Source organism: Micromonospora sp. NPDC085948 (genome assembly GCF_040686315.1).
In the GTDB taxonomy this organism is placed as follows: Bacteria; Actinomycetota; Actinomycetes; order Mycobacteriales; family Micromonosporaceae; genus Micromonospora.
This window is the reverse complement of record NZ_JBFBJW010000014.1, coordinates 49,875-74,480: the sequence shown is the minus strand read 5'-3', so window position 1 is coordinate 74,480 and position 24,606 is coordinate 49,875. Positions and strand designations below refer to the sequence as shown.

29 protein-coding genes are annotated in these 24,606 nt (G+C 72.5%); 12 read left to right on the top strand and 17 right to left on the bottom strand.

Features of this window, described 5'->3' with window-relative positions; all coding sequences use genetic code 11:
• Positions 1-330 precede the first annotated feature (330 nt).
• Positions 331-873 carry a type II toxin-antitoxin system PemK/MazF family toxin gene (locus AB0O48_RS27845; protein ID WP_365069181.1) on the top strand — a complete coding sequence of 181 codons (543 nt, stop codon included), beginning with the start codon at positions 331-333 and terminating at the stop codon, positions 871-873.
• Between the two features lie 311 nt (positions 874-1,184).
• Here AB0O48_RS27845 and AB0O48_RS27840 read toward each other — a convergent pair whose 3' ends face one another.
• From AB0O48_RS27840 to AB0O48_RS27810, 7 genes are all read right to left on the bottom strand, one after another.
• Positions 1,185-2,195 (bottom strand): ADP-ribosylglycohydrolase family protein, encoded by a 1,011-nt coding sequence (locus AB0O48_RS27840; RefSeq protein WP_365069180.1) that lies wholly within the window; start codon positions 2,193-2,195, stop codon positions 1,185-1,187.
• A 29-nt stretch (positions 2,196-2,224) separates the two neighbouring features.
• A complete protein-coding gene (locus AB0O48_RS27835; protein ID WP_357572171.1) occupies positions 2,225-2,590 on the bottom strand; it encodes a VOC family protein in 366 nt (121 codons plus the stop codon).
• Positions 2,591-2,626: 36 nt separating this feature from the next.
• Entirely contained in the window at positions 2,627-3,631 is a 1,005-nt protein-coding gene (locus AB0O48_RS27830; RefSeq protein WP_357572172.1) for a methionine synthase, read from the bottom strand.
• Between the two features lie 37 nt (positions 3,632-3,668).
• Entirely contained in the window at positions 3,669-4,742 is a 1,074-nt protein-coding gene (gene mnmA / locus AB0O48_RS27825) for a tRNA 2-thiouridine(34) synthase MnmA (RefSeq protein ID WP_357250715.1), read from the bottom strand.
• Between the two features lie 227 nt (positions 4,743-4,969).
• Positions 4,970-6,145 (bottom strand): cysteine desulfurase family protein, encoded by a 1,176-nt coding sequence (locus AB0O48_RS27820; RefSeq protein WP_365069179.1) that lies wholly within the window; start codon positions 6,143-6,145, stop codon positions 4,970-4,972.
• Between the two features lie 103 nt (positions 6,146-6,248).
• Positions 6,249-6,902 (bottom strand): class F sortase, encoded by a 654-nt coding sequence (locus tag AB0O48_RS27815; protein WP_357572174.1) that lies wholly within the window; start codon positions 6,900-6,902, stop codon positions 6,249-6,251.
• Positions 6,899-7,729 (bottom strand): DUF4397 domain-containing protein, encoded by an 831-nt coding sequence (locus tag AB0O48_RS27810; protein ID WP_357250724.1) that lies wholly within the window; start codon positions 7,727-7,729, stop codon positions 6,899-6,901. The genes AB0O48_RS27815 and AB0O48_RS27810 overlap by 4 nt, the downstream gene beginning before the upstream one ends.
• Positions 7,730-7,959: 230 nt before the next feature.
• Here AB0O48_RS27810 and AB0O48_RS27805 point away from each other — a divergent pair, with 230 nt between their 5' ends.
• Entirely contained in the window at positions 7,960-8,562 is a 603-nt protein-coding gene (locus tag AB0O48_RS27805) for a sigma-70 family RNA polymerase sigma factor (RefSeq protein ID WP_357250727.1), read from the top strand.
• Positions 8,516-9,415, top strand: coding sequence for an anti-sigma factor (locus tag AB0O48_RS27800; protein ID WP_365069222.1), 900 nt, complete (start codon positions 8,516-8,518; stop codon positions 9,413-9,415). The genes AB0O48_RS27805 and AB0O48_RS27800 overlap by 47 nt, the downstream gene beginning before the upstream one ends.
• Before the next feature lie 96 nt (positions 9,416-9,511).
• Here AB0O48_RS27800 and AB0O48_RS27795 read toward each other — a convergent pair whose 3' ends face one another.
• From AB0O48_RS27795 to AB0O48_RS27780, 4 genes are all read right to left on the bottom strand, one after another.
• The gene (locus tag AB0O48_RS27795; RefSeq protein WP_365069178.1) at positions 9,512-10,471 is read right to left on the bottom strand and encodes an electron transfer flavoprotein subunit alpha/FixB family protein; all 960 of its coding nucleotides are present in this window, start codon (positions 10,469-10,471) and stop codon (positions 9,512-9,514) included.
• Positions 10,472-10,485: 14 nt separating this feature from the next.
• Entirely contained in the window at positions 10,486-11,265 is a 780-nt protein-coding gene (locus AB0O48_RS27790) for an electron transfer flavoprotein subunit beta/FixA family protein (RefSeq protein WP_357250736.1), read from the bottom strand.
• Positions 11,266-11,453: 188 nt separating this feature from the next.
• The gene (locus AB0O48_RS27785; RefSeq protein WP_357250739.1) at positions 11,454-11,867 is read right to left on the bottom strand and encodes a hypothetical protein; all 414 of its coding nucleotides are present in this window, start codon (positions 11,865-11,867) and stop codon (positions 11,454-11,456) included.
• The gene (locus tag AB0O48_RS27780; protein ID WP_357250741.1) at positions 11,864-12,661 is read right to left on the bottom strand and encodes a GNAT family N-acetyltransferase; all 798 of its coding nucleotides are present in this window, start codon (positions 12,659-12,661) and stop codon (positions 11,864-11,866) included. Before AB0O48_RS27780 ends, AB0O48_RS27785 begins: the two co-directional genes overlap by 4 nt.
• A 42-nt stretch (positions 12,662-12,703) precedes the next feature.
• Here AB0O48_RS27780 and AB0O48_RS27775 point away from each other — a divergent pair, with 42 nt between their 5' ends.
• From AB0O48_RS27775 to AB0O48_RS27765, 3 genes are read left to right on the top strand one after another with little or no spacing between them, the layout of a single operon-like run.
• Positions 12,704-13,096 carry a DUF202 domain-containing protein gene (locus AB0O48_RS27775; RefSeq protein ID WP_365069177.1) on the top strand — a complete coding sequence of 131 codons (393 nt, stop codon included), beginning with the start codon at positions 12,704-12,706 and terminating at the stop codon, positions 13,094-13,096.
• On the top strand, positions 13,093-13,398 hold the full coding sequence (locus tag AB0O48_RS27770; RefSeq protein ID WP_365069176.1) for a DUF202 domain-containing protein: 306 nt from the start codon (positions 13,093-13,095) through the stop codon (positions 13,396-13,398). The genes AB0O48_RS27775 and AB0O48_RS27770 overlap by 4 nt, the downstream gene beginning before the upstream one ends.
• A gap of 27 nt (positions 13,399-13,425) precedes the next feature.
• A complete protein-coding gene (locus tag AB0O48_RS27765; protein ID WP_357250750.1) occupies positions 13,426-13,842 on the top strand; it encodes a PLD nuclease N-terminal domain-containing protein in 417 nt (138 codons plus the stop codon).
• Between the two features lie 3 nt (positions 13,843-13,845).
• On the opposite strand, the gene AB0O48_RS27760 is transcribed toward AB0O48_RS27765, so the two are convergent.
• The 4 genes from AB0O48_RS27760 to AB0O48_RS27745 form a co-directional block, all read right to left on the bottom strand.
• Positions 13,846-14,655, bottom strand: coding sequence for an ABC transporter permease (locus AB0O48_RS27760; RefSeq protein ID WP_357250753.1), 810 nt, complete (start codon positions 14,653-14,655; stop codon positions 13,846-13,848).
• Positions 14,652-15,623 carry an ATP-binding cassette domain-containing protein gene (locus tag AB0O48_RS27755; RefSeq protein WP_365069175.1) on the bottom strand — a complete coding sequence of 324 codons (972 nt, stop codon included), beginning with the start codon at positions 15,621-15,623 and terminating at the stop codon, positions 14,652-14,654. The genes AB0O48_RS27760 and AB0O48_RS27755 overlap by 4 nt, the downstream gene beginning before the upstream one ends.
• Positions 15,624-15,772: 149 nt before the next feature.
• Positions 15,773-17,395: an acetolactate synthase gene (locus AB0O48_RS27750; RefSeq protein ID WP_357250759.1), complete on the bottom strand. Its 1,623-nt coding sequence runs from the start codon at positions 17,393-17,395 to the stop codon at positions 15,773-15,775.
• Positions 17,396-17,517: 122 nt separating this feature from the next.
• On the bottom strand, positions 17,518-18,291 hold the full coding sequence (locus AB0O48_RS27745; RefSeq protein WP_365069174.1) for an enoyl-CoA hydratase-related protein: 774 nt from the start codon (positions 18,289-18,291) through the stop codon (positions 17,518-17,520).
• A gap of 98 nt (positions 18,292-18,389) precedes the next feature.
• Between AB0O48_RS27745 and AB0O48_RS27740 the strand changes: the two genes are divergently transcribed.
• The 4 genes from AB0O48_RS27740 to AB0O48_RS27725 all read left to right on the top strand — a co-directional run bounded on the left by AB0O48_RS27740 (position 18,390) and on the right by AB0O48_RS27725 (position 20,610).
• Complete coding sequence (locus AB0O48_RS27740; RefSeq protein WP_357250765.1) at positions 18,390-18,869, top strand: DUF6232 family protein; 480 nt, start codon at positions 18,390-18,392, stop codon at positions 18,867-18,869.
• A gap of 96 nt (positions 18,870-18,965) precedes the next feature.
• Positions 18,966-19,448, top strand: coding sequence for a DUF6232 family protein (locus AB0O48_RS27735; protein ID WP_357250768.1), 483 nt, complete (start codon positions 18,966-18,968; stop codon positions 19,446-19,448).
• Complete coding sequence (locus AB0O48_RS27730) at positions 19,445-19,834, top strand: hypothetical protein (RefSeq protein WP_357572181.1); 390 nt, start codon at positions 19,445-19,447, stop codon at positions 19,832-19,834. The genes AB0O48_RS27735 and AB0O48_RS27730 overlap by 4 nt, the downstream gene beginning before the upstream one ends.
• A 47-nt stretch (positions 19,835-19,881) precedes the next feature.
• A complete protein-coding gene (locus tag AB0O48_RS27725; RefSeq protein ID WP_357250773.1) occupies positions 19,882-20,610 on the top strand; it encodes a hypothetical protein in 729 nt (242 codons plus the stop codon).
• Between the two features lie 64 nt (positions 20,611-20,674).
• Here the strand turns inward: AB0O48_RS27725 and AB0O48_RS27720 are convergent, their stop codons facing one another.
• Both AB0O48_RS27720 and AB0O48_RS27715 read right to left on the bottom strand, forming a co-directional pair.
• Complete coding sequence (locus AB0O48_RS27720; protein WP_365069221.1) at positions 20,675-21,571, bottom strand: ribokinase; 897 nt, start codon at positions 21,569-21,571, stop codon at positions 20,675-20,677.
• A gap of 25 nt (positions 21,572-21,596) precedes the next feature.
• Positions 21,597-22,427 carry an ABC transporter ATP-binding protein gene (locus AB0O48_RS27715; RefSeq protein ID WP_357250782.1) on the bottom strand — a complete coding sequence of 277 codons (831 nt, stop codon included), beginning with the start codon at positions 22,425-22,427 and terminating at the stop codon, positions 21,597-21,599.
• Positions 22,428-22,558: 131 nt separating this feature from the next.
• On the opposite strand from AB0O48_RS27715, the gene AB0O48_RS27710 reads away from it, so the two are divergent.
• Together AB0O48_RS27710 and AB0O48_RS27705 are read left to right on the top strand one after the other, a co-directional pair.
• Positions 22,559-23,566: an ATP-binding cassette domain-containing protein gene (locus AB0O48_RS27710; RefSeq protein ID WP_357250785.1), complete on the top strand. Its 1,008-nt coding sequence runs from the start codon at positions 22,559-22,561 to the stop codon at positions 23,564-23,566.
• The gene (locus tag AB0O48_RS27705; RefSeq protein ID WP_357250788.1) at positions 23,563-24,579 is read left to right on the top strand and encodes an ABC transporter permease subunit; all 1,017 of its coding nucleotides are present in this window, start codon (positions 23,563-23,565) and stop codon (positions 24,577-24,579) included. Before AB0O48_RS27710 ends, AB0O48_RS27705 begins: the two co-directional genes overlap by 4 nt.
• The last annotated feature ends 27 nt before the right edge of the window (positions 24,580-24,606 follow it).

Genomic DNA, 24,606 nt, shown 5'->3' with positions numbered 1-24,606 from the left:
CGTGGTCACTCGATGCTCGGTAGTCGTCGACGCCAGATCCGGCTGCTCACCCTCAAGTGATCAAGGGGGTGTCCCCAGGGTGCCGCGGGGCGTCGGGGCAGCCGCGGTGTGGTTGGCGGGCGGCACGGGCGACGGCGTGCGAGGATCGCCGGACGGTGCGGCCCGCGAGCCGCCACGAGGCGGGGGTACGCCCGCCGTCAGGCACGAGGCGGCGACACATCCGCCGTCACGCACGAGGCGGAGGCACATCCGCCGGTACGCACGAGGCGGGGTACCCGCCGGTGGGCAGAGCGGCGGGGATTCGTCCGTCGGTGGGCAGGAGGTTGTGCGATGCGCGAGGCACTGCTCTGGGCGGTGGCGATCCTGCTGGCCGTGGGTGCGGGTTGGGCCTGGAACAGCTGGCGGCACCGGGTTTCCACCCGACCGTCGGGCGCCCGACCGGATCGCCGTGCCACGGCCGGCACCGGCGGTCGTCGGCCCACCCCACCTCGACCGCGCGGCACCGACCGGCCGGGCGCAAAGCCCCGCTCACGCGACGCCGACCGGCGGGATGCCCCGGCGCCGGGCGAGATCTGGTGGGCCGACGTGCCGTACGCCGACGGCACTGGCTCGAAGGTCCGCCCCTGTCTGGTGCTGCGCGCCGACTCCCGGGGCGCCGACGTCCTCAAGATCACCAGCCAGGACAAGAGCGACCGCGACGACCACGTGCGAATCCCCACCCGGGACTGGGACCCCGGCGCGGAGCACGACAGCTACCTCAGCCTGACCGAGCCGGTCCGACTCAGCTCGGCCGCCTTCGCCGACCACGCCGGGCGCTGCGACGCCGACCTGTGGAAGAAGGTCCGCAACCTGCGCCACCTGCCCACCCCCTGACCACCGCACCGCCGCGTCACCGCGTCACCGCGTCACCGCGTCGCGGCGTCGCGGCGTCGCGGCGTCGCGGCGTCGCGGCGTCGCGGCGTCGCGGCGTCGCGGCGTCGCGGCCCGACCAAAGACGGCGTGATCGACTCGGTTTCCTGCACACCGCGGCATCCGACACCACGGGACACCCCGACTTCCAGGAACCCGAGCGGATCACGCCCGCGGACCAGCGCCGGGCAGACCAGGGCCGGGCAGACCAGGGCCGGGCAGACCAGGGCGGGCCAGGGCGAGCAGGGCCAGGCCGCGTGGGCCAGGCGGGTCGGTCAGTCCCAGGCGGCGCCCAGGGTGGCGAGTTGGTTCGCGTACTCGATGCGGTCGACCCAGCCGGTCGGCCAGGCGGCCATGCCGGCGGCCGCGCCCACGAACGCGCCGGCCAGGGCGGCGATCGAGTCGGAGTCGCCGGCGGTGGTCGCGCCTCGGGTCAGTGCCGCGACGGGGTCGTCGACGTGCCGTACGGCGCAGAGCAGCGCGGTGGCCAGCGCCTCCTCGGCAACCCAGCCCTCCCCGGTGGCCCGGCACGGGTCGCCGCCGTCGTCCGGCTCGCGCAGAGCGTCCGTCAGTCGGTCCAGCACCGCCAGGCACTCGTCCCAGCCCCGGGCGATGAACTCCTCCGGCGTCCCGACCCCCGGGCGCTGCCAGAGATCACCCAGCCACTGCTCCCGGTAGACCAGGCGCTGGGACCGCGCCCGCTCGGTGAGGATCGCGGGTAGCTCGGGCAACGTGGCGCCCGCGCGCAGCGCGAAGACGGCGTACGCGGTCAGCTCGCTGGCGGCCAGCCCGGTCGGGTGCCCATGGGTCAACCCGGCCTGCAACTGGGCCAACCCGGCCATCGTGTCCAGGTCCACCTTCAGCAAGCCAACCGGGGTGACGCGCATGTTGGCCCCGCACCCCTTCGACCCGGCCACGGTCGCCTCCTGCCAGCGCAGCCCACGGCTCAACTCCGCGCAGGCACGTAGGCAGGTCATCCCCGGGGCGCGGTTGTTGTCCGGGCTGACCGCCCAGGCCAGAAAGCGCTGCCGCAGCAGCGGCTCCACCGCCTCCGGGGTGAGCGTCGGTGCCTCGTACAGCGCCCAGCCCACCGCGAGCGCCATCTGGGTGTCGTCGGTGACCAGTGCCGGCTCGCCGGACAGCTCACGTGGGCCGGTCGGGCCGTACCGGTGCTCGATCTCGGCGACGGTCAGGAACTCGGTCGGCTTGCCGAGCGCGTCACCGTAGGCGAGGCCGAAGAGTGAACCGGAGGCGCGCAGCGAAGAGGTGGGAGTCACGGCGGCCATGATGCCCGGCCGCCGCAACCCCGTCGGGCTCAGTCCCAGCAGAGGCAGAACGGGTGGCCGGCCGGGTCGGCGTAGACCCGGAAACCCTCGCCCTCGCCCGGCAGTCGCCGAGCCCCGAGCGCGAGTGCCGCCTTCTCCGCGCTCTCGATGTCGTCCACCGTCACATCCAGGTGGAACTGCTGAGGGCGCTCCGGATCCGGCCAGGCCGGTGCCCGGAGGTTGAGCGCCTGCTGGAAGGCGAGCCGCGGCTGGTGACCGGGCGGGCCGCCCAACACCACCCAGTCGTCCTCCATCTCACCCTCGGCGAGAGGCACGCCGAGCAGCTCGGCGTAGAACATCGCCAGCGCCCGCGGGTCCGGGCAGTCGATCACCACTGAACGCAGCTGTCCAATCATGAGCGTCATCCTGCCCACCGGGTACGACAGGAAACCTCACACCTCGGCGAGCCGCCGGCCGGCGTCCCGGCACGCGGCGAGCACCGCCCGCGCGTACTCCGGGGTGGCACCGGCGAGACCGCAGGCCGGGGTGACCACCACCTGCTCGGCGAGTTGCCGACGGGGAAAGCCGAGGCGGTCCCAGACCTGGCGTACCCGGTCGGCGATCTGCGCGGACGTCGGTGCGCCACCGGCCGACGGCGGTCGGGTGGGCGCGGCCCCGGCCAGCAGTCCGAGGCCGGCGTCGAGCGCCTCGCCGAGCGGGTCCAGCTTGGTGACCAGATCCAGGTCGAGGGCGACCGCGACGGCGCCGGTGGAGCGGATCAGCTCCAGCGGCACGTCCGGGGCGCAGCAGTGCACGAGCGTCGGTACGCCGACCGCGTCGACGACCGTGCGCAGCAGCGCGGCGGCGTCCGCCCCGTCGACCGGCCGGTACGCGCCCAGCCCGCTCTCGGTCGGCACCCGCCCGGCCAACACGGTCGGCAACGACGGCTCGTCCAGTTGGAGCAGCACCGACGCCCGGGGCAGTCGCCGGGTCACCGCCGCGACGTGCGCGCGCAGCCCCTCGGCGAGGGAGCCGGTCAGATCGCGGACCGCGCCGGGGTCGCGCAGCATTCGGCCGCCGATCGGCAACTCCAGGGACGCGGCCAGCGTGAGTGGGCCGGCGGCCTGCACCTTGATCGGCCCGGTGTACTCCTCGGCCTGTTCGGCGAGCTGGTCCAGGTCACGTTCCATCAGGTCAGCGGCCCGGCGCAGGTCGCGGCCGGGGCGTGGGGCGACCCGCCAGCGTCCGGCGTACACCTCGACGGGCAGCTCGACCAGCAGCCCGGCGGACCGGCCGATCAGGTCCGCGCCGGGACCACGGGCCGGCAGCTCGGGCAGGTGGGGCAGCTCGGGAAGCTCACCGAGGACCACCCGCTGTGCCTCGCCGATGTCGGTGCCGGGCAGCGAACCAATTCCGGTTGCCGCGCCGGTCGGCCAGGGCCACGCCTGATCTGTCACGGGCGAAGGCTATCCTGCGAGCACCGGGGCCGTGCGGTCAGCCGGTGATGGTCGCGGAGCCGAGGACCACGTCGCCGGCCGGGTCCGACCGGTACGCGACCACGGCCTGACCGGCGGCGACGCCGCGCACCGGCCGGCGCAGCTCGGCGTGCAGCAGGTCACCGTCGAGCGCGACGGTCGCCGGCACCACGTCGCCGTGGGCACGCAGTTGCACCTCGCACTCCACCGGCGCGTCCGGGCGCGCACCGCCGGTCCAGACCGGACGAACGGCCCGGACCTCGGACACCTCGAGCGCCTCGGCGGGGCCGACGGTCACGGTGTTGGTCTTCGGCGTGATGGAGAGCACATAACGCGGCCGTCCGTCGGCGGCCGGCCGGTCCAGGTGCAGGCCGCGCCGCTGCCCCACGGTGTACGCGTACGCGCCGCTGTGACTGCCGACCACCGCGCCGGTGCTGGCGTCCACGACGTCGCCGGGCGCCTCGCCGAGCCGGCCGGCGAGGAAGCCACGGGTGTCACCGTCGGCGATGAAGCAGATGTCGTGTGAGTCCGGCTTGTCGGCCACCGCCAGACCACGCTCGGCGGCCTCCGCGCGCACCTGCGCCTTTGTCGAGTCGCCCAACGGGAAGATCGACCGGTCCAGTTGCTCGCGGGTGAGCACGGCCAGCACGTACGACTGGTCCTTGGCGATGTCGACGCTGCGTCGCAGCAGCCCGTCCGGGCCGAGTCGGGCGTGGTGCCCGGTGACCACCGCGTCGAAGCCCAGGGCCACGGCCCGGTCCAGCACCGCCGCGAACTTGATCTTCTCGTTGCAGCGCAGGCAGGGGTTCGGCGTGCGCCCGGCGGCGTACTCGGCGACGAAGTCGTCCACCACGTCCTCGTGGAAACGGTCGGCCATGTCCCACACGTAGAACGGGATGCCGATCACGTCGGCGGCCCGCCGCGCATCCCGGGAATCCTCCAGGGTGCAGCAGCCGCGCGCCCCGGTCCGATAGGTCTGTGGGTTACGGGCCAGCGCCAGGTGTACGCCTGTCACGTCGTGCCCGGCCGCCACCGCCCGCGCCGCCGCCACGGCCGAGTCGACCCCGCCCGACATAGCCGCCAGAACCTTCACCAGCGAACTCCCTTCCCCGTCCCCGCGACAACCCTATCCACCACCCCAACCCCACCCCACGCCCACGCACCAACGCCCGTCACCCCCACCGTCGATCAAGGAGTTGTGGTGCCTGGAATGAGGTGGACGGCGGCCTTTGTCATCCACCACAACTCCTTGATCGACAAGGGCGGGGGCGGGGGCGAGGGCGAGGGCGGGGGCGAGGGCGGGGGCGGGGGCGGGGGCGGTTAGCGGGGGGTGCGGAGGGCGGCGGCCCGGCGGGCTCGGTCCACCGCTGCCGGGAGGGCCGCGATGAGGGCGTCGACGTCGGCCTGAGCGCTCGTGTGACCGAGGGTGAAGCGCAGCGAGGAGCGGGCGCGGTCGTCGTCGGCGCCCATCGCCAGCAGGACGTGGGAGGGCTGGGCCACCCCTGCGGAGCAGGCCGACCCCGTCGAGCAGGCGATGCCCTGGGCGTCGAGCAACAGCAGCAGGGCGTCGCCCTCGCAGCCCGGGAAGGAGAAGTGCGCGTTGCCCGGCAAACGGTCGGTCGGCTCACCGTTGTAGATCACCTCGGGCACCGCCCGACGAACCCGCTCGACCAGGTCGTCGCGGAGTGCGGCCACCCGGGCCGCGTACTCCTGTTGGCCCTTCACCGCCGTCTCGACGGCGACCGCGAAGGCCACGATGCCGGCCGTGTCCAGGGTGCCGGAACGGATGTCACGTTCCTGGCCACCGCCGTGCAGCAGGGGCGTGGCCGGCACGTCCCGGGCGAGCAGCAACGCGCCCACTCCGGTCGGGCCACCCAGCTTGTGCCCGGTCACGGTCAGCGCGGCGACGCCGCTGGCGCCGAAGTCGACGGGCACCTGACCGACCGCCTGGATGGCGTCGGTGTGGAACGGCACCCCGTGCTCGGCGGCGACAGCGGCCAGCTCGGCGACCGGCTGGATGGTGCCCACCTCGTTGTTGGCCCACATCGCGGTGACCACGGCCACCCGGTCGGTGTGCGCGGCCAGCTCGGCGCGCAGGTCCTCCGGGTCGAGCCGACCGGCGGCGTCCACCGGCAGCCAACCGACCTCGGCCCCCTCGTGCTCGACGAGCCAGTCGACCGCGTCCAGCACCGCGTGGTGCTCGACGGAGCTGGAGACCACCCGACGGCGGCCCGGGGCGGCTCCCCGGCGGGCCCAGAAGATGCCCTTGACCGCGAGGTTGTCGCTCTCCGTGCCCCCACCCGTGAAGATCACCTCGGACGGCCGGGCGCCCAGCACCGCGGCCACCTTCTCGCGGGACTCTTCGACCCGGCGGCGGGCACGACGACCCGCCGCATGCAGGGAGGACGCGTTGCCGACCTCGCGGGCGGTAGCGACGTACGCCTCCAGTGCCTCATCGAGCATCGGAGTCGTCGCCGCGTGATCCAGGTAAGCCATCACCGACCAGCCTACGGCCGACACCGCGGCGCCCGGATGGCGGAGGGACCCAGTGCCGGAGCCGGGGTGGGAAATTCCACCCCGGCCCCGGCTGCGGCCCCGCTCAGGCGGGCACCGCGGTGACGACGATGTTGTCGCGGTACTTGCGCGCCTTGGCGTCGAACGGTCCGCCACAGGTGATCAGAGTCAGCCGGGGCTTGCCGTCCCGGGCGAAGTACCGGTCCAACGGAATCTTGGTCTTCGCGTACTCCTCCCGGGCGACCACCCGGTACCGCCGGGCCGTGCCGTCGCTGCCGGTCACGGTCAGGGTGTCGTTCTGGTCGAGTTCACGGAGTCGGAAGAACGCGCCCCTGCCCTGCTTGGCGCTGTCCACGTGACCGGCGACGACCACCGAGCCAGCGGTTGCCTCCAGGCCGGGTCCGTAGCGGTACCACCCGATCTGGTCGACGCTCGGCGGCACCTCGAACTCGTTCGTCCGCTCGTTGATGCCGACCGCGTTGACGGTGGCGGTGACGTCGATCCCCGGGATCACCAGCCGTACCGGCGGGATGATCGCCGCGTCGGCCGGAAGCTCACCGGCGGTGACCGGCACCGAGGGGGCGCTGGCGGTGGCCGCTGGGGTGCTGGCCAGCGTGCTCGCCTCCTCGGCACCCACGTTCCCCGCCGGTTGGGCACCGCACGCCACCACGGCGGCGACGGTGAGCGCGGCAACGCCGGCGGCCAGGGCCGCCAGCGCGCCGCGGTTGCGCACCGTCACCTGCGACCGGTCCGTGCGGTCGCCATCCGCACACCACCGACCAACAGCAGGAGTACGCCGGCACCGGTGAGCACGTACCACCAGGTGTCCACCCCGGTGCCGGCCTGACCGCCGTCACCGCTGGGCACGCCGCCCGGGGCGGAGTGCAGGCCGGTGATGGTCTGCGCCACCACGCCGAGCGTCTTGCCCTCGGCGGAGCCGATCGCGTAGACGATCGTCGCGGTGCCCTCCTTGAGGTTGAGGTCCGCCGGGCCGATGGCCACGGTGTCGGTGCCGGCGAGCACCACGTCCGCCTTGACGCTGCCCGCGGCGACGTCGCCCTTGGCCTCGTTCGGGTTGGTGAGGCCCTCGAAGACCGGGGTGCCACCGGCGCGTACGTCCACCTCGGGGGCGGCGGCGGTGTGCCGGACGATGAGCCGGGCCTTGCCGGCGGCGACCTTCGAGACGTCGTTCACGAACGGGGTGATCTTCGGCTGGCCGGCGGCGTCGAGGTGGGCCGCGATGCTGATGTTCGCGCCGCCCGGGACGGCCGCGTTGTCGACCTTGAGGATCGCGCTGCCGATCGGCTCGCCCGGCTTGGTGAGCGCGATGTCGTAGTCGCCCTCCTCCAGGTTCAGCGGGCCGGCCACGTCACCGGGCTTGAAGTTGTCGAGCGTCTTCTTACCGTTGACGTAGACGTCGACCGGGGTGTCCGGGATGCCGTGCACGACGGAGACCTTCGACGTTGCGGCGTACGCGGGGGTGGCGCTGAGTGCGCCGACTCCGGCGAAGGCCAACGCGGCGACCGCGCCGCCCGCCGCGACCCGACGGAAGTACGAGAGCTGCATGTCTGCCTCCTGGTGATTGGTGCTGATTCGTCAGGCCTGGCTTGCAGAACTGGTTACGCCGCCGTCCGGACGGGCGGATGCGGATCGGAGGGACTTTTCTTCTTCGGCCCCGACTGCATCCGAACCGGGGTCGCGAGACGAATAGCTGCTGAGATGACATCGACCGGGAGAGTGGGGCGGAGACTGTGGCAGCTACAGTCGGGCATGCCCCATCGAAGGCGAGCCGCCCGATGACGGCCCCGCACGAGGAACCGGACCCCCCGGTGGACGACCTCGACCTCCGCTTCCGCGCGGGCGACGACGTGGCGCTGCGCGAGGCGTACGACCGGTACGGTCGGGCCGTGTTCCACCTGGCCACCTCGATGCTGGCCAACCGCGCCGACGCCGAGGACGTCACCCAGGCGACGTTCGTCGCCGCGTGGCTGGGTCGGGACACCTTCGATCCGGCCAAGGGATCGCTGATCGGCTGGCTGCTCGGCATCGGCCGGCGCAAGGTGATCGACCGGATGCGCGCCTCCGCCCGGGAGACCCGGGTGGTGGAGACGGTCCGGCAACTGCCGGAGCCGAAACCCGCCGACCCGGACCCGGACCGCGTGGTGGACCGGTTGGTGATCGCCGACGAGCTGGCTCGTCTCCCGGACGACCAGCGGCGGATGCTGGAGTTGGCCTTCTACGACGATCTGACACACCAGCAGATAGCCACGGTGACCGGAGTGCCGTTGGGCACCGTGAAGAGCCACATCCGGCGCGGCATGGCGAGCTTGAAACGCAGATGGGAGGTGGATGGTGCAGCACCTGGGCCACGAGCGGCTGGTCTTTCTGGCGCTCGGTGAGAGCGAGGCGGACAACGGGGAGAGCACCCACCTCGGCACCTGCGCGCTCTGCCGGGCGGAGGTGTCGACCCTCCAGCAGGTGGCCGGCCTCGGCACCGAGACGCAGGGTCTGGCCGACCTGCCCGACCCGCCGGAGCATGTCTGGCAGGGCATCGCCGCCCAGGTCAGGGCGGCGGAGGCCGAGCCGTCACCGATCGAGGCACGTCCGCGGCGGCTCCCCGGGCAAGCCGTCGGCACCCGGGCCGAGCCGATCAACCACACGCCGATCGGGCAGGCCACCGAAACGGCCGCACCGTCCACCGACACGACGGGTGAGCGCCCCACCGGCACGGCCGCACCGTCCACCGGCACGACCGGCGAGCCGACAGTCATCCGGCTGGATCCGGCGCGGCGATCTCGCCGGGGGGCCGGCTGGTCGCGCTGGGCGGCCACCGCCGTCACCGCGGCAGCCGCTGCGGCGGTGGGTGTGCTGGGCACGGTCTCGGTGCTGCGGCCGGACGACCCGGCGCCCGCTCCGACGCCTGTGGTGGTGGCGAGTGCGCCGCTGGCGGCGTACGGGTCGACGCCCCCGGCGGCCAAGGGTGACGCCCGGGTTCTGCGGGACGGCCAACTACATCTGCATGTGGCGAATCTCCCGCGCGTCCCGGGGTACTACGAGGTCTGGCTCATCAACCCGACGACGATGAAGATGTTTTCGGTCGGCACCCTGGGTGGCGGCGCGGATGCGCTGCTACCCCTGCCCCCGAATGTCGACCTCAAGAGCTATTCGGTGGTCGACGTCTCCGCCGAGCAGTACGACAACAACACCGCCCATTCCGGCGACAGCCTGCTGAGGGGCACCCTGACGGGCTGATCGGCGGGCCGGTTCAGCTCCCCGGCCCGCCGATCAGCTCCCATCGAGAGACAGTGGCCGCCCCCGTCGGGGGCGGCCACCGGTCTCAGCGCGGGGTCACTTGCGCTTGCGGATCTCCTCGGCGGCCTGCGGGACGATCTTGAACAGGTCGCCCACCACGCCGAAGTCGGCCAGCTCGAAGATCGGCGCCTCGCCGTCCTTGTTGACCGCGACGATGGTCTTCGAGGTCTGCATGCCGGCCCGGTGCTGGATGGCACCGGAGATGCCGAGCGCGACGTAGAGCTGCGGGGAGACCGTCTTGCCGGTCTGACCCACCTGGAACTGGTGCGGGTAGAAGCCGGAGTCGACGGCCGCGCGGGACGCGCCGACGGCGCCGCCGAGCAGGTCGGCCAGCTCCTCGACCAGCTTGAAGTTGTCGGCGTTGCCGACACCGCGACCACCGGAGACCACCACGCCGGCCTCGGTCAGCTCGGGCCGGGAGCCCTTCTGCTCGGCGACCCGCTCGACGACCCTGGCCAGCTTGTCGGTGTCGGTGACCGACACGGTGAGCTGCTCGATCGTCGGGGTGGCCGCCGCCGGGGCGGGGGTGACCGAGTTGGGCCGGACGGTGACCAGCGGCAGGCCCTTGGTGACCTTGGACTTGACGATGGTGGAGCCGGCGAATGCGATCTGGGTCGCGGTGCCGTCGGCGTCGAGGCCGACCACGTCGGTCAGGATGCCGTTGTCCAGCTTGACGGCGAGCCGGGCAGCGATCTCCTTGCCCTCCTGGGCGGAGGCCAACAGCACGGCGACCGGCTGCACCCGCTGGACCAGCTCGGCCAGCACGGTGGCCTTGGGGGCCACCAGGTAGCCGTCGATCTCGTCACCCTCGGCGGCGTAGATCTTCTCCGCGCCGTACTCGCCCAGTTTGCCGCTCAGCGCCTCGGCGGCGCCGGCGCCGCCGAGCACCACCGCGCTCGGGGTGCCCAGCTCACGGGCGATGGTGAGCATTTCCAGGGTGACCTTCTTGACGCCGAATTCCTTCGTGGCTTCGACGACGACGAGAACCTCAGACATGTCGGAACCCCCTCTCACACGAACTTCTCGGTGGCGAGGAACTCGACCAGCTTGACGCCGCCCTCGCCCTCATCGGTGATCTTGGCGCCACCGGAGCGCGGGGGGCGCTTGGTGTGCTCGACGACGGCGCTGGTGGCCCCGTCGAAGCCCACCTCGGTGGGCGCGACACCCAGGTCGGCCAGGGAGAACGTCTGCACCGGCTTCTTCTTGGCGGCCATGATGCCCTTGAAGGAGGGGTAGCGCGGCTCGTTGATCGTGTCCCAGACGGAGACCACGGCCGGAGTGGCGGCGGTGACCACCTCGTAGCCCTCCTCGGTCTGCCGCTCCACGGTCAACGTGCCGCCGTCGACGGTGAGCTTGCGGGCGCCGGTGAGCGCCGCGACGCCCAGCCGCTCGGCGATCATGTGCGGCATGACCTGGACCCGACCGTCGGTGGACTCGGCGCCGCAGATCACCAGGTCGGCGTTCAGCTGACCGAGAGCGGCGGCGAGCACCTTCGAGGTGGCGACGGCGCAGGAACCGTGCAGGGCGTCGTCCAGCACGTGCACGGCCTTGTCCGGACCCATGGAGAGCGCCTTGCGGATCGACTCGGTCGCCCGGTCCGGACCCATGGTCAGGATGGTGACCTCGCCGCCGTGCGCCTCCTTGATCTTCAGCGCCTCCTCGATGGCGTACTCGTCCATCTCGTTGATCACGTTGTTCGCCGAACCGCGGTCGACGGTGTTGTCGTCATTGCGCAGGTTGCGGTCCGCGCCCGAATCAGGCACCTGCTTGACGAGTACGACGATATTCATCGCGCTTCGACGACCCTCCTGTGTGGTGATGCGATTCGCTCGCCCGGTCTGGGGCGCAGCGTCGCGCGTCGGTCGACGCCAGGTCAACCGCGGGCTGCTGTGCAGTTGCCCACGACGCAATGTTACCTGTCGGTAGCTTGCGCTCCCCGGGGCACTCGGAGTGACACAGCTCACCGCGGGGCGGACGGTCAGGCCGGGTCGGCCAACGCGCCCCGGATCTGGTCGATGGCCGCCGCCTCGGCGGGCGCCACCCCGGCGTGCGCCCGGGCCACCCGGTCCGCCGCACCCAACACCACCGAGCGGTACGCCTCCACGTCCTGCGGTGACTTGTCCCGCAGGATCCGCACCGCGTGCCGCAGCGCCGGCAGCACCACCGACTCGATCTCCAACTGCGAGTCCCGGGGAATCCGCGGCAGCGGACCGGTGGTGAGCGCCTCCTTGACCGTCCCGCTGGCGTTGGCGAGTGCGCTGGACGCGGCGACGCTCTCCCGGATCACCCCCAGCACCCCCGGGTCGGCGTTGGACACCAGGAAGACGGCACCGAAGGCGCCGGTCTTGAGGATCGAACGCTCCTCGTCCGTCAACCGCTGCTCCATGATCACGGAGTGTAGACGTACGGGGTGGTGGTGGTGACCGCGACGAGGCCGAGCCGCTGGAGGATCGGCCGACTGTCCTCGGAGCAGTCGACCTGCATGAGCGTCCGACCTCGCTGTTCGGCCAGTCGCGCCCGGTAGTTGACCAACGCCCGGTAGATGCCCCTGCGCCGCCACTGCGGCAGGGTCGAGCCGCCCCACAGGGTGGCGAAGCCGGTGTTCGCCGGGAAGCGCACCCAACCGGCGCTCACCACCGTGTCGTCCGCCTCGGCCACCACGACGGTGATCGAGTTCGGGTCGGCGTCGATCTCCTTGCCCAGACCCGTGACGAGGTGCGAACGGTCCTCCTGCCAGACCTCCTCCTCCATGGCGGCGATCCGCTCCAGGTCGGCGCGGGAGGACACCTCACGCAGGCGTACCCCCTCGGGGGTGACCGGCAGCGCGGCGGCCAGCGGGGCGACCGGCCCGACCACGACGGTCTCCCGGTCCTCCGGCACGAAGCCGGCCGCGCGCAGCCGGTCCGCCAGGTCCGCCGGTTCGTCGTGCTCGTTGAGCTTCCACTCGACCGACTGGCCGCGCTCGCGGAACAGGGCGACCTGCCGGGCGATCAGCTCGTCCAGCGCGCCCCCGGTGAGTCCGCCCAGGTCGCGGTAGGTGAGGAAGCCGCCGGCGTCGAGCCCGACGATGCGGACCAACGGACCGTCCCGCTCCACCGTCACGCCGGCCGGAACCGGGTCGGGGATCTCCGGGCGGAGCTGGTTGTCGTAGGCGGCACGCAGGGTCGACACGTCGAGATCAGTCACCGAGTCAGGCTAAGCGGGATGGGAAGCGGATATTCTCCCCCCGTGTGGGCGGCGATCAGGCGATGGTTCGACCCGGCGGAGCTGGGTACGGTCGGTGAACCGCCGGACTACCGCTTCTCGCTGGCCAACGAACGGACCTTCCTCGCCTGGCTGCGCACCGGGTTGGCGCTGGTCGGCGGCGGGTTGGCCGCCGCGCAGTTCCTGCCGCCGCTGCCGATGAGCCACCTGCGGGAGATGATCGCGGTGGCGCTGCTGCTGCTCGGCGGGGCGGTCGCGATCCGCGCCGTGGACCACTGGGCGCGTACCGAGCGGGCCATCCGGCTCGGTCAGGAGCTGCCCGCGTCCCGGTTTCCCGCCATCCTGGCCCTGGCCGTGGGCGCCGGCGCGGTGCTGCTGGTGATCGCCGTCCTGGTCCGGGCTGTCGGCGGGCGGTGAGCACCGGACGCGACGCCGGGCTGCAACCCGAGCGCACCCGTCTGGCCTGGCGACGCACCCTGCTCACGCTGACTGTGGTGACCGCGCTCGCCGTCCGGTTGGCGTCGGCGGGCGGCCCGGCCGGGGCGCTGATCGCCGGCGTGACCGTGCTGGTCTGGGGCACCCTGCTGGTGCTCTGCTGGCCGCGCGGCACCGGCACCGGCCCGGCCCGCACCGGCGGTCGGACACTGCCGCTGGCCGCGGTGGGCACCGTGGGGCTCGCGCTACTGGGAGTGCTGCTGGTGCTTCGCGGACTGTGGTGACGAGCCTCGGTGCGCCATGATGGGTGGATGGCCCGGCTGTACGTTCTCCTCTTCCTGGCGCAGATTGTCCTCGCCGTCTGCGCGCTGATCAGTTGCCTCTCCGCCGAGGAGGGTCAGATCCGCGCCCTCCCCCGGATCGCCTGGGTGCTGATCATCCTGTTCTTCCCGCTGGTCGGCTCGATCGCCTGGTTCGTCGCGGGCCGGGAGCCCAGCCCCGGCGCCGGGAAGAGCTGGCCCGGCGGTGCCGGTTCGCCCCAGCGGCAGCGCCCCCGGCCGGTCGCCCCCGACGACGATCCGGAGTTCCTCCGCTCCGTGCAGGATCGCGCCCAGCAGCAGGACCAGGAGCTGTTCCGCCGCTGGGAGGAGGACCTGCGCCGACGCGAGGACGACCTGCGGCGGCACGACGGTGAGCCGCCCCGCGAGGGGGACCGGCCGGAGGTGTGAGGCTCAGACTCGACGCCTGAGCGCGCGCACCGCCAACGGCGCGAAGATCACCGCGATGCCGAAGCCCCAGAGCAGCGTCTGGAGGACCGGACCGGCCACCGGCCCACTGACCAGGAGCCCGCGCAGCGCGTCGGCCACCACGGTCACCGGGTTGAGCTCCACCCACCTCTGCAACCAGCTCGGCATCTGGTCGGTGGGTACGAAGATGTTGCTGGTGAACGTCAGCGGGAAGATCACCGTGAAGCCGAAGATCTGCACCTTGTCCGGTTCGCTGACCAGCACGCCGACCAGCACCGAGATCCACGACGCGGCCAACGTGAACGCCAGCAGCAGCGCGAACGCCCCGACCACCCCGAGCAGCCCGTTGCCGACCCGGAAACCGAGAATCGACCCCACACCCAGCAGCAGCGCGATCGACCAGGCCTGCTTGACGGTGTCGGCGAGGATCCGGCCGGCCAACGGCGCCCACCGGGCGATGGGCAGCGCCCGCAGACGGTCGAACACGCCCTTCGTCAGGTCGTTGTTCAACCCGAACCCGGTCGTCATCGTGGCGAACAGCGCGTTCTGCACCATGATGCCGGGCAGCATGAAGGTGAGATACTCACCCGACGACCCGGCGATGGCGGTGCCGAACACATAGGTGAACAGCAGCACGAACATGACCGGTTGGATGCTCAGGTCGAGCAGTTCCATCGGGTTGTGCTTGATCTGTACCAGGCTGCGCCAGGCCAGCGTGACGGTGTGCCGGACGCCCGCGACCGGGCTGACCCGGCGGGTCGGCGCCAGCGGAGCGGGGATGGTGGCGGCGGTCATGCCGGGGTCCTTTCCAGATCGGTGGCGGCCGGCGAGTCCTCGGCCCGGTGGCCGGTGAGCGAGAGGAAGACCTCGTCCAGGCTGGCGCCGCGCAGTGCCAGCTCGGCGACCGCGATCTCGGCGGCGTCGAGGCGTCTGACCACTGCGGGCAGGACGCCGGGATCGTTCACGGCGACGGTGACGGCGCTCTGGGCCACCTCGGGGATCGCACCGGACACCTCGCCGACGATGGCGGTCACGATGCCCAGGTCGCTGCCGTCCGCCGGCCGCACGGTGAGGGTCTGACCACCGGTCTTGGACTTCAGCTCCTCCGGCGTGCCCTGGGCGATCACCCGGCCGTGGTCGACGACGGCGATCTCGCCGGCGAGCTGGTCGGCCTCCTCCAGATACTGGGTGGTGAGCAGCACCGTCACGCCGTCGGAGACCAGAGTGCGGACGATCTCCCACAGGTCGTTGCGGCTGCGCGGGTCCAGGCCGGTGGTCGGCTCGTCCAGGAAGAGCACCTGCGGCCGGCCGACCAGACTGGCGGCGAGGTCCAACCGGCGCCGCATCCCACCGGAGAAGGTCTTGGCGGCCCGGTCGGCGGCGTCGCTGAGGTCGAAGTCGGCGAGGAGTCGGCGGGCGCGCTGTCGGGCGTCGGACCTGCTCAGGCCGAGCAGCCGACCGATCAGCAGCAGGTTCTCCGCGCCGGTCAGGGTCTCGTCGACCGAGGCGTACTGGCCGGTCAGACCGATCAGCTGACGCACCTGGTGCGCGTCGCGCACGACGTCGAAGCCACCCACCGTGGCGTGCCCCTCGTCGGCCCGCAGCAGGGTGGCGAGCACCCGCACGGCGGTGGTCTTGCCGGCGCCGTTCGGCCCGAGCAGACCGAAGACGGTCCCGGTCGGAACCTCCAGATCAACTCCGGCGAGGGCGGTGGTGGCGCCGAAACGCCGCACCAGGCCCTCGGCGCGGATCGCGTGGTCCATCGCAACTCCTGTCGTCGGGCGACAGGTTGACGTCCCGCCGTTCCCGCGCTGACGTTACGACGACCGGAGCTAACTTTCCGTGTATTTAGCTGCGGGAAGACGCCGCGCCGCCGCCGCCCGCGAGGGGCGACGGCGGCGGCGGGTGCGCCTCAGGCCAGGTTCGACGACCGGGGGTACGCGTCGGTCGGGTCGGTGAGCACGTTGACCAGGTACGGCACTCCGGCGTCGAACGCCCGCTGGAGGGCCGGACCCAGGTCGGCCGCCTTGGCGACCGTCTCCCCCGCCCCACCGAGCGCGCTGACCACCGTGTCGTAGCGCAACTCCGGTTGGAGGTCGGCGGCCACGTCGTAGCCGTACATGGCCCGCATCGGGTGCTTCTCCAGCCCCCAGATGCCGTTGTTGCCGACGACGATCACCACCGGCAACTTCTGGCGGACCAGCGACTCGACGTCCATCAGCGAGAAGCCGGCGGCGCCGTCTCCCATCAGCACGCAGATCTGCCGGTCCGGGTGACTGACCCGGGCGCCCATCGCGTAGCCCATGCCGGTGCCCAGGCAGCCGTACGGGCCCGGGTCCAGCCAGGTGCCGGGCTGGGCCGGCTCGAGGTACCGCCCGGCGTACGACACGAAGTCGCCGCCGTCGCCGATGGTGATGGCGTCCGGGTCCAGCACCCGACGCAGCTCGCCGTAGATCCGGGCGGGGCGGATCGGGTCGGTCTCGGCGGCCATCTCGGCGGCGTCCCGGGCCTTGGCCGCGTCCTCGGCCACGCGCAGGTCGGCGATCCAGTCGGTGTGGTCGGCCCGGTCCCCGGAGTGGTCGGCCAGCGCGGAGAGGATCAGGCGCAGGTCGCCGGCGGGGGCGGCGGCCGGCTGCACGTGCGAGGCCCGCTGGCTGGGCGCGTCGACGATGTGCACCACCTTGGCGTCGCCGAAGTCCCCGAAGCTGAGCCGGAAGTCCAGGGGGGTGCCGACCACCACGACCACGTCGGCGCCGGAGAGCGCTGCCCGACGGGCCTTGGCGAACGCGAGCGGGTGCGTGGGCGGGAGTGAGCCGCGGCCCATGCCGTTGGTGAAGACCGGCACCTGCAACGCCTCGGCCGCCTCGCGTAGTGCGGCGATCGCGTCGCCCGCGTACACGTCGGAGCCGGCGATGATGACCGGTCGCTGTGCCCCGGCGATGAGCATCGCGGCGCGGCCGACCTCCTCCGGGTCCGGCACGACCGGGTCGACGCCGGAGGCGGTGGGCTGGTCGACCTCGGCGACCGAGAAGATCGTCTCCAGCGGGAAGTCGAGGAAGGCCGGACCACGGTGCGGGGTGAGCGCGGCGGTGAGCGCGGCACCCACCGCACGCGGGATGTCGTCGGTGCTGAACACCGTCTCGGCGTGCTTGGTGACCGGGGTGACCAGCGGCAGGTGGTCCATCTCCTGGAGGCTGCCGGAGCCCCAGCGGAACGCGGGCGCGCGGCCGCCGAGCACCAGCACCGGGGAGGCGTTGAAGAACGCGCTGGTCATGCCGGAGATGCCGTTGGTGACACCGGGTCCGGCGGTGAGCACCGCGAGGCCGGGCCGGCGCTGCAACTTGGCGACCGCCTCGGCGGCGAACACGGCGGACTGCTCGTGCCGGACGTCGTAGATCGGGAAGTCGGTCTTGTACGCGGCATCGTAGAGCGGGAAGACGTGCCCGCCGGAGAGTGTGAACATCTCCCGTACGCCGTGCGCGCGTAGGGCCGCGAGCGCCAGCTCGCCGCCGTGACCCTCGATCCGCTCCGTCATGTCGCTCCCATCGTCCGTGGCCGGGATCACAGGTTACCGGCCAGTCACTTGGCCGTCCGACAGTGGTCCCGGCCGGTGGACGCTACCGAGGTCAGGGGGCGGTTGGAGGGTGGACCGACGGGTCAGCGGCCGGTGAAGTCCGGCTTGCGCTTCTCGACGAAGGCCGCCATGCCCTCGCGCCGGTCGTCGGTGGCGAACAGCGCCGCGAAGAGCTGACTCTCCCAGGCCAGGCCAGAGTTCAGGTCCATGTCCAGGCCGCCGTCGACCGCCAGCTTCGCCGCGCGCAGCGCCTGCGCCGGCCCGTTCAGGTACGGGGTGACCAGCGCGACAGCCGTGTCGTACACCTCGGCGGCCTGGGCGACCCGATCGGCGAGGCCGATCCGCAGCGCCTCCTGCGCGTCCACCATCCGCCCCGACATGATCAGGTCCTTGGCGCGGGCCGGGCCGATCAGGCGGGCCAGCCGCTGGGTGCCGCCCGCGCCGGGGATGATGCCCAGCTTGATCTCCGGTTGGCCGAGCTTGGCGTCCTCGGCGACCACCCGCCAGTCGCAGGCCAACGCCAGCTCACAGCCGCCACCGAGGGCGTACCCGGTGATCGCGGCGACCACCGGCTTCGGGATCCGGGCGATCGCACCCAGAGCGCTGGACAGGTTCGCGGCCCGATCGGCCATGTCGACATAGGACATCTCGACCATCTGCTTGATGTCCGCACCGGCGGCGAAGACCTTCTCCCCGCCGTACACGATGACGGCGCGGACCTCGGGGTCGGCGGTGGCCGCCGTGGCGGCGGCGCGCAACTCCTCCTGCACCTGGGTGTTGAGCGCGTTCATCGGCGGCCGCTCCAGCCGGATCGTGCCGATGCCGTCAGTGGTCTCCAGCCGAACGAACTCGCCCACACTGCCCTCACTTCCTCGTCGAAGTCGCGTGCCAACCTTACGACCCGGCTCGTTTGGGTAAGTAGTGTGGTGTCAGCCCCGTGGGCGGGAGTCCAGACATGGTCACGTATTACGACGACAGGTCGGTGCAGGTCACCTCCACCACCTTCCGAGCCGACGGCCGCAGCTACGCGCTCACCGACATCACCATGATCTGGCACCGCCGCGGCAGCCGTTCCTGGCGCGTCCTGGTGGGGCGTGGCGCGATCGGCGCCGCCCTCGCCGGTCCGCTGGTCGCGGCGGTCCTCGGCATCGGCGTGGCCATCTGGCTGCACCGCTCACCCACCGTGACGATCGCGATCGTCGGCGCGTCGGTGCTGGTCGGGCTTGCCGTCGGGCCGGTCGCCGACTTCCTCTTCGAGCACCTGGACCGCTCGTACGCCCGGGGCAGCCGCCAACTGGAGATCTGGGCCCGCTGGCGCGGCCAGCCGGTGCGGCTGCTGCGCACCGGCGACGCGTTGCGTTTCGGGCAGATCTACCGGGCGGTGCAGCGCGCGGTCGAGCACAGCCAACCGGCCCGCCCCGGCACCCGTCGCTAGCGGTCTGCCAATCGTGGACAGTCTCCGTCAGCCGCTGACGGAGAACCGTCCACGTTTGCCGAGGCGCGGGTTGCCTGCCGGTGGTTAGGCTTAGTGATGACCCTCTATTACCGGGACGACGCGGTGCAGGTGACCTCCGAGTCGATCCGGGCGGGTGGTCACGTGATCGCCCTGTCCGACGTGACGTTCGTCTGGCACTCCCGGGGGCAGAAGACTCTCGCCGTCCGCGGTCGCGTGCTGGGGCGTGGCGTCCTGGTGCTGCTGCTCTCGCTGCCGCCGTTGGTCGCCGTGGTCTGCGTGCTCTCACTCGCGTGGTCCGCGCAGGACCGGGGCAACTGGAAGCTGGCGCTGATCATCCTCGCCGCCTGCGCCGTCGGGGCGGTGGTGGCCCTGCCGTTCCTGGAGATCCCCCTCGGCTGGCTGGACCGCTCCTACGAGCGCGGCAGCCACGTGCACGAGCTGTGGGTGCAGCACCACGGCCGGGAGGACCTGCTGGTGCGCACCCCGGACGCGCTACGGTTCGGGCAGATCTACCGGGCCGTGCAGCGCGCCGTCGAACAGCAGGGAGACCATCGATGACCACCCGCCGCGGCGAGGCCGTCGCCCTGGCCGGCCTGCTCGCCGCGGCCGGCGTCACCCACCTGGTACGGCCCGGCTTCTACGACCCGATCGTGCCGGGGGCGTTGCCCGGCCCGGCCCGGTTCTGGACGTACGCCAGCGGGGTGGCCGAACTCGCGGTGGCGGCGGCGGTCGCGAACCCGGGGACCCGGCGGGCCGGCGGTCGGGCCGCCGCCGCGCTCTTCGTCGCCGTCCTGCCGGCGAACGTGAAGATGGCCGTGGACTGGCGGCACCGACGCCCGACGGAGCGGGCCATCGCGTACGGCCGCGTGCCGTTGCAGGCGCCGCTGGTCTGGTGGGCGCTGCGGGTGGCCCGCGCCGACACCGCCGGCCGACCTTCACGCTGACCGGCTCCGTCAGGCGGTTGCGGCGCGGCCGACGCACACTTGGTCCCATGGCGATTCCCCTCCCCACCCCGACCGCCGTTGTCGGTCTGACCCGCTTCGCTCTCGACCAGGCGCTCGGCTCGGCCGCCTCGATGGCCGCCGTGCCCGCCCGCGCGTTCGCGGTGCTGGACGGGGTGGAGGCGCTGCTGGCCCGGATCAACGGCGTGGTGGACCGGATCGAGACGACCCTGGACCGGACCGACCAGGTGCTCACCGACGCCGAGGCAGCGGTCCGCGAGGTGGCCGTCATCAGCGCCGCCGCGACCACCGCCATCGACACGGCCACCGAGGTGGCGACGGCCGCCGCCGTGGTGGTCGCCGAAGCCGACCGGGTGTCCCGGTCGGCCGGCTCGGTGGTCGCCGAGGCCGACAGGGTGGCCGGCCGGGCCGCCGCCACCGTGGGCACCGCGACGGAGGCCGCGGCCACCGCCGCCGAGTTGCTGGCGGCGTACGAGCCCGCGTTGCGCCGGGCCGCGCCGATGGCGCGGACGTTCGTCGAGGAGTTGAGCCACGAGGAGATCAGCGCGGCGATCCACCTGATCGACGAGTTGCCCAAGCTCAGGGAGCACCTGACGGCCGACATCCTGCCGATCCTCGCCACCCTGGACCGGGTCGGGCCGGACCTGCACGACCTGCTGGACGTGACCCGCGACCTCAAGCTCGCCGTGGCCGGCATCCCCGGGCTGGGCATGCTGCGTCGACGCGGCGAAAAGCTCAGCGACGAACCCGTCGGCTGAACCCTCCCCCTCGGGCGTGGGGGATCAGCATGCGCAGGTGATCGTCGCGGGCAGGTGGGCGCGCTCAGGCTGGCGCGTACAGCTCGTCGATCTCGGCGCGTTGCGGCAGCGCCACCGAGGCGCCGAGCTTGCGGACGCAGGCCGCGCCGGCCGCCGACGCCCAGCGCACCGCGTCGACCAGGTCGCGTCCCTCGCCCCAGCCGACGGCCAGCGCGGCGGTGAACGCGTCACCGGCGGCGGTGGAGTCGACCACGTCGACCCGTACCGCCGGCACGTGCACGTCGGTGCCGTCGCGGTCCACGTATCGGGCGCCCTCGCCGCCGAGTGTGAGCACGGCCCGGGGGGCCAGGTCGAGCAGCGCCCGGGGGTCCTCCCGGCCACGGCCGGTGAGCGCCTGCGCCTCGCCCTCGTTGACGACGAGTACGTCCACGGCGGCGAGCAGCTCGGGCGGTAGGTCCCGGGCCGGGGCGGCGTTGAGGATGACCCGGGTGCCGGCGGCGCGGGCGGCAACCGCGGCGGCCGTCACGGTCCGCACCGGGATCTCCAGTTGGGCGACCAGCACGTCCGCCGCGCGCACCGTGGCCAGGTCCTCCTCGGTGAGGTCGACCAGGGCGTCGTTGGCGCCGGGGGTCACCATGATGGCGTTCTCACCCTGGGCGTTGACCATGACCAGCGCGACGCCGGAGGTGCCGTAGACCACGCGCAGCTGGCTGGTGTCCACGCCGGCGGCGGTGATGCGGGCCTTCAGGGTGACGCCGAAGGCGTCCGAGCCGATCGCGCCGAGGAACGCGCAGGAGGCGCCGGCCCGGACGGCGGCGATGGCCTGGTTGGCGCCCTTGCCGCCGGGCACCATCACGAAGTCGGTGCCGAGGGTGGTCTCACCCACCCGGGGCAGCGCGGGTGCCATCGCGACCAGGTCCATGTTGGCGCTGCCCACCACGGCGACCCGGGTCTGTGGCACTGTCATCTCCGCCCTGTCCTGACGCTCAGGCGGCCCGCGCGGTGTAACGGTCGCCCGACCGTTCGACGACCAGCGGCAGGCCGAAGGTCTTGGAGAGGTTGTCGCCGGTCAACGTCTGGGCGAGCAGACCCTGGGCGACCACCCCACCCTCGCGCAGCAGCAGCGCGTGGGTGAACCCCGGCGGGATCTCCTCCACGTGGTGGGTGACGAGCACCATCGCCGGGGCGTCCGGGTCGTACGCCAGCTCGGCCAGTCGGGCGACCAGGTCCTCGCGTCCACCCAGGTCGAGCCCGGCGGCCGGCTCGTCGAGCAGCAGCAGCTCCGGGTCGGTCATCAGGGCCCGGGCGATCTGCACCCGCTTGCGCTCACCCGAGGAGAGCGTGCCGTAGCGGCGTTCGGCGAGGCCACCGACGCCGAGCTGGCTCAGCAGTGCCCGCGCCCGCGCCTCGTCGGCCGGGTCGTAGTTCTCCCGCCAGCGACCGACCACCGACCAGGCGGCGGTCACCACCACGTCGGTGACCCGCTCGTCGGCGGGCAGCCGCTCGGCGAGCGCGGCGGTGGTGAGCCCGATCCGGGTACGCAGCTCGTTGACGTCGGTGCGGCCGATCCGTTCGCCGAGCACGTGCGCGACACCGGTGGTCGGGTGCAGCCGGCCCGAGGCGAGGTTGAGCAGGGTGGTCTTGCCAGCGCCGTTGGAGCCGAGCACCACCCACCGCTCGTCCAACTCGACGCGCCAGGTCAGGTCCTGCAGGAGGGCGGTGCCGGACCGGCGTACACCGACGCCGGCCAGGCTGACCACCAGATCCGGGTCCACAGGCGGGGCGCCGGCAGCGCCAAGGATCAGGTCACCAGTCACCGCACCATCCAACCACGCAGCGCCGTGGTGCCCCCCACGGGCGGCACCTCGGCCATAGGGTGAAGCGCCGTGTCGTTGATCACCAAACCCGGAGGACGGCTGATGTTCCGTCAAGATTCGGAGCCGCGCGGATGAGCGCGGTCATCGAGATCGAGGGTCTGCGCAAGACCTTCCGCAGCCTGCGCAACGGCCGGCGGGTGGCAGTGGACGGGTTCGACCTGTTGGTCGAGGCGGGCCAGGTCCACGGCTTCCTGGGGCCCAACGGCTCCGGCAAGACCACCACCCTGCGGGCCCTGCTCGGCCTGGTACGCGCCGACGGTGGACGGATGACCGTGCTCGGCCAACCGTCGCCGGAGCTGCTGCCCCGGGTGGCGGGACAGGTCGGCGCGATCGTCGAGAGCCCCCAGTTCTTCGGCAACTTCACCGCGTACCGCACGCTGCGCCTGTTGGCTCGCGCCGGTGGGGTGCCGGTCTCGCGGGTCGACGAGGCGCTGGAGACGGTGGGTCTGCGCGACCGGGGCGACGAGCGGGTGAAGGGCTACTCGCTGGGCATGAAGCAGCGCCTCGCGGTGGCGTCCGCGCTGTTGAAGGAGCCGCGGTTGCTGATCCTGGACGAGCCGGCGAACGGACTGGACCCGGCGGGCATCCGGGAGATGCGGGACCTGATGCGGTCGCTGGCGGCCAACGGGGTGACCGTGCTGGTGTCCAGTCACATCCTGGGTGAGATCCAGTTGATCTGCGACCACGTGACGATCATTTCGCGGGGGAAGCGGGTGGCGGCCGGCCGGGTGGACGAGGTGCTGGCCGGCCACGACCGACACGAGTTCGTGGTGCGGGTGGCCGAGCCCGAGCGCGCCGTGGAGTTGCTGCACGCGGCCGAGCTGACGGCGGTCGTCGACGGCGAGGCGCTGGTGGTGAGCGGTGTGAGTGACGGAACGGTGATCAGTCGGGTGCTCGGCGAGCAGGGGCTGTGGGTGGGCGAGCTGACGCCGCTTCGGCCGGATCTGGAGAGCGTCTTCCTGGAGCTGACGGGCGCGTACGCGCAGTCGTCGGTCCCCCGGCAGGTCGACGGCTCGGCGCTGCCGGACGGCGAGCAGGGCGAAGCTGTGATTGATCTCAATCGGGGAGTGGACGCGTGAACCTGGTTCGTGCCGAGTTGGAGCGACTGTTCAGTCGTCGTTTCGTGCAGCTCATGGTCGTCCTGTTGGCGTTGGCGTTCGCCGTGACGGCGGCGACCACCCTGGCCGGGTCGCACAAGCCGAGCGCGAGCGAGCTGAACTCGGCGCGGCAGCAGGCCGCCGAGCAGCTACAGGGGATGGAGACCGCCTACCAGCAGTGCCTGGCCCGACAGAACGGCACACTCCCGCAGAGGGACATGGACCAGTACTTTCCGGCGGAGTGCTCGGAGATCGACCCGGTCCGGCAGGAGCAGCTGCCGACCGCCGCCGACTTCCTGCCGGGGGTGTTCAGCTTCGCCCAGCAGGCGCGGCCGCTGCTCTACTTCCTGATCGCGTTCCTGGTGCTGTTCGGGTTCCTGGTCGGCGCCTCCTACATCGGCGCCGACCTGAACTCCGGCGGAGTGGTGAACCTGCTGCTCTGGCGGCCACGCCGGTTGACGGTGCTCGGGGCCAAGTTGGGCACCCTGCTCGGCACGGTGCTGGTCCTGGCCCTGCTGGCGTCGGTGGCCTACCTCGCCACGTTCTGGGTGATCGGGCAGACCGCCGGGTTGCCCGGCCGGTTGAGCGGGGAATTCTGGCGCGAACTCGGCGCGGTGCACGGCCGCGGACTGGTGCTGGTGTTACTGGCCAGCGCGGCGGGCTTCGCCATTGCCACGCTGGGTCGGCACACCTCGGCGGCCCTCGGCGCGCTCGCCGCGTACGTGGTGGTCTGGGAGCTGGGCGGCCGGCTGGTTCTGGAGATCGTCGACGCCCCGGAGTCGGACCGGTTCATGCTCTCCAGCCACATCGGGGCGTGGCTCAACGGCGAGGCGCGTTTCTACGACGCACGGATCTGCCGGGGCGGCAGCGTTGGCTCCTACTGCGAGGGGTTCTACACGCTGACCTGGTTGCCGTCGCTGTTGGTGTTGCTCGTGATCACCGGTGGGCTGACCGCTGCGGCGTTCGCCGTGTTCCGCCGACGCGACCTGCTCTGAGTCGCGGTCCGCCGGGTCGCCCGCGTG

Bases quoted from the DNA above. Each gene is read 5' to 3' on its own strand.
- AB0O48_RS27740 (WP_357250765.1), top strand. From the start codon at position 18,390: ATGGTCACGTATTACGACGACAGGTCGGTGCAGGTCACCTCCACCACC.
- AB0O48_RS27805 (WP_357250727.1), top strand. From the start codon at position 7,960: ATGACGGCCCCGCACGAGGAACCGGACCCCCCGGTGGACGACCTCGAC.
- AB0O48_RS27760 (WP_357250753.1), bottom strand. From the start codon at position 14,655: ATGACCGCCGCCACCATCCCCGCTCCGCTGGCGCCGACCCGCCGGGTC.
- AB0O48_RS27845 (WP_365069181.1), top strand. From the start codon at position 331: ATGCGCGAGGCACTGCTCTGGGCGGTGGCGATCCTGCTGGCCGTGGGT.
- AB0O48_RS27725 (WP_357250773.1), top strand. From the start codon at position 19,882: ATGGCGATTCCCCTCCCCACCCCGACCGCCGTTGTCGGTCTGACCCGC.
- AB0O48_RS27755 (WP_365069175.1), bottom strand. From the start codon at position 15,623: ATGGACCACGCGATCCGCGCCGAGGGCCTGGTGCGGCGTTTCGGCGCC.
- AB0O48_RS27790 (WP_357250736.1), bottom strand. From the start codon at position 11,265: ATGAATATCGTCGTACTCGTCAAGCAGGTGCCTGATTCGGGCGCGGAC.
- AB0O48_RS27735 (WP_357250768.1), top strand. From the start codon at position 18,966: ATGACCCTCTATTACCGGGACGACGCGGTGCAGGTGACCTCCGAGTCG.
- AB0O48_RS27710 (WP_357250785.1), top strand. From the start codon at position 22,559: ATGAGCGCGGTCATCGAGATCGAGGGTCTGCGCAAGACCTTCCGCAGC.
- AB0O48_RS27840 (WP_365069180.1), bottom strand. From the start codon at position 2,195: ATGGCCGCCGTGACTCCCACCTCTTCGCTGCGCGCCTCCGGTTCACTC.
- AB0O48_RS27730 (WP_357572181.1), top strand. From the start codon at position 19,445: ATGACCACCCGCCGCGGCGAGGCCGTCGCCCTGGCCGGCCTGCTCGCC.
- AB0O48_RS27820 (WP_365069179.1), bottom strand. From the start codon at position 6,145: ATGGCTTACCTGGATCACGCGGCGACGACTCCGATGCTCGATGAGGCA.
- AB0O48_RS27810 (WP_357250724.1), bottom strand. From the start codon at position 7,729: ATGCAGCTCTCGTACTTCCGTCGGGTCGCGGCGGGCGGCGCGGTCGCC.
- AB0O48_RS27750 (WP_357250759.1), bottom strand. From the start codon at position 17,395: ATGACGGAGCGGATCGAGGGTCACGGCGGCGAGCTGGCGCTCGCGGCC.
- AB0O48_RS27835 (WP_357572171.1), bottom strand. From the start codon at position 2,590: ATGATTGGACAGCTGCGTTCAGTGGTGATCGACTGCCCGGACCCGCGG.
- AB0O48_RS27765 (WP_357250750.1), top strand. From the start codon at position 13,426: ATGGCCCGGCTGTACGTTCTCCTCTTCCTGGCGCAGATTGTCCTCGCC.
- AB0O48_RS27795 (WP_365069178.1), bottom strand. From the start codon at position 10,471: ATGTCTGAGGTTCTCGTCGTCGTCGAAGCCACGAAGGAATTCGGCGTC.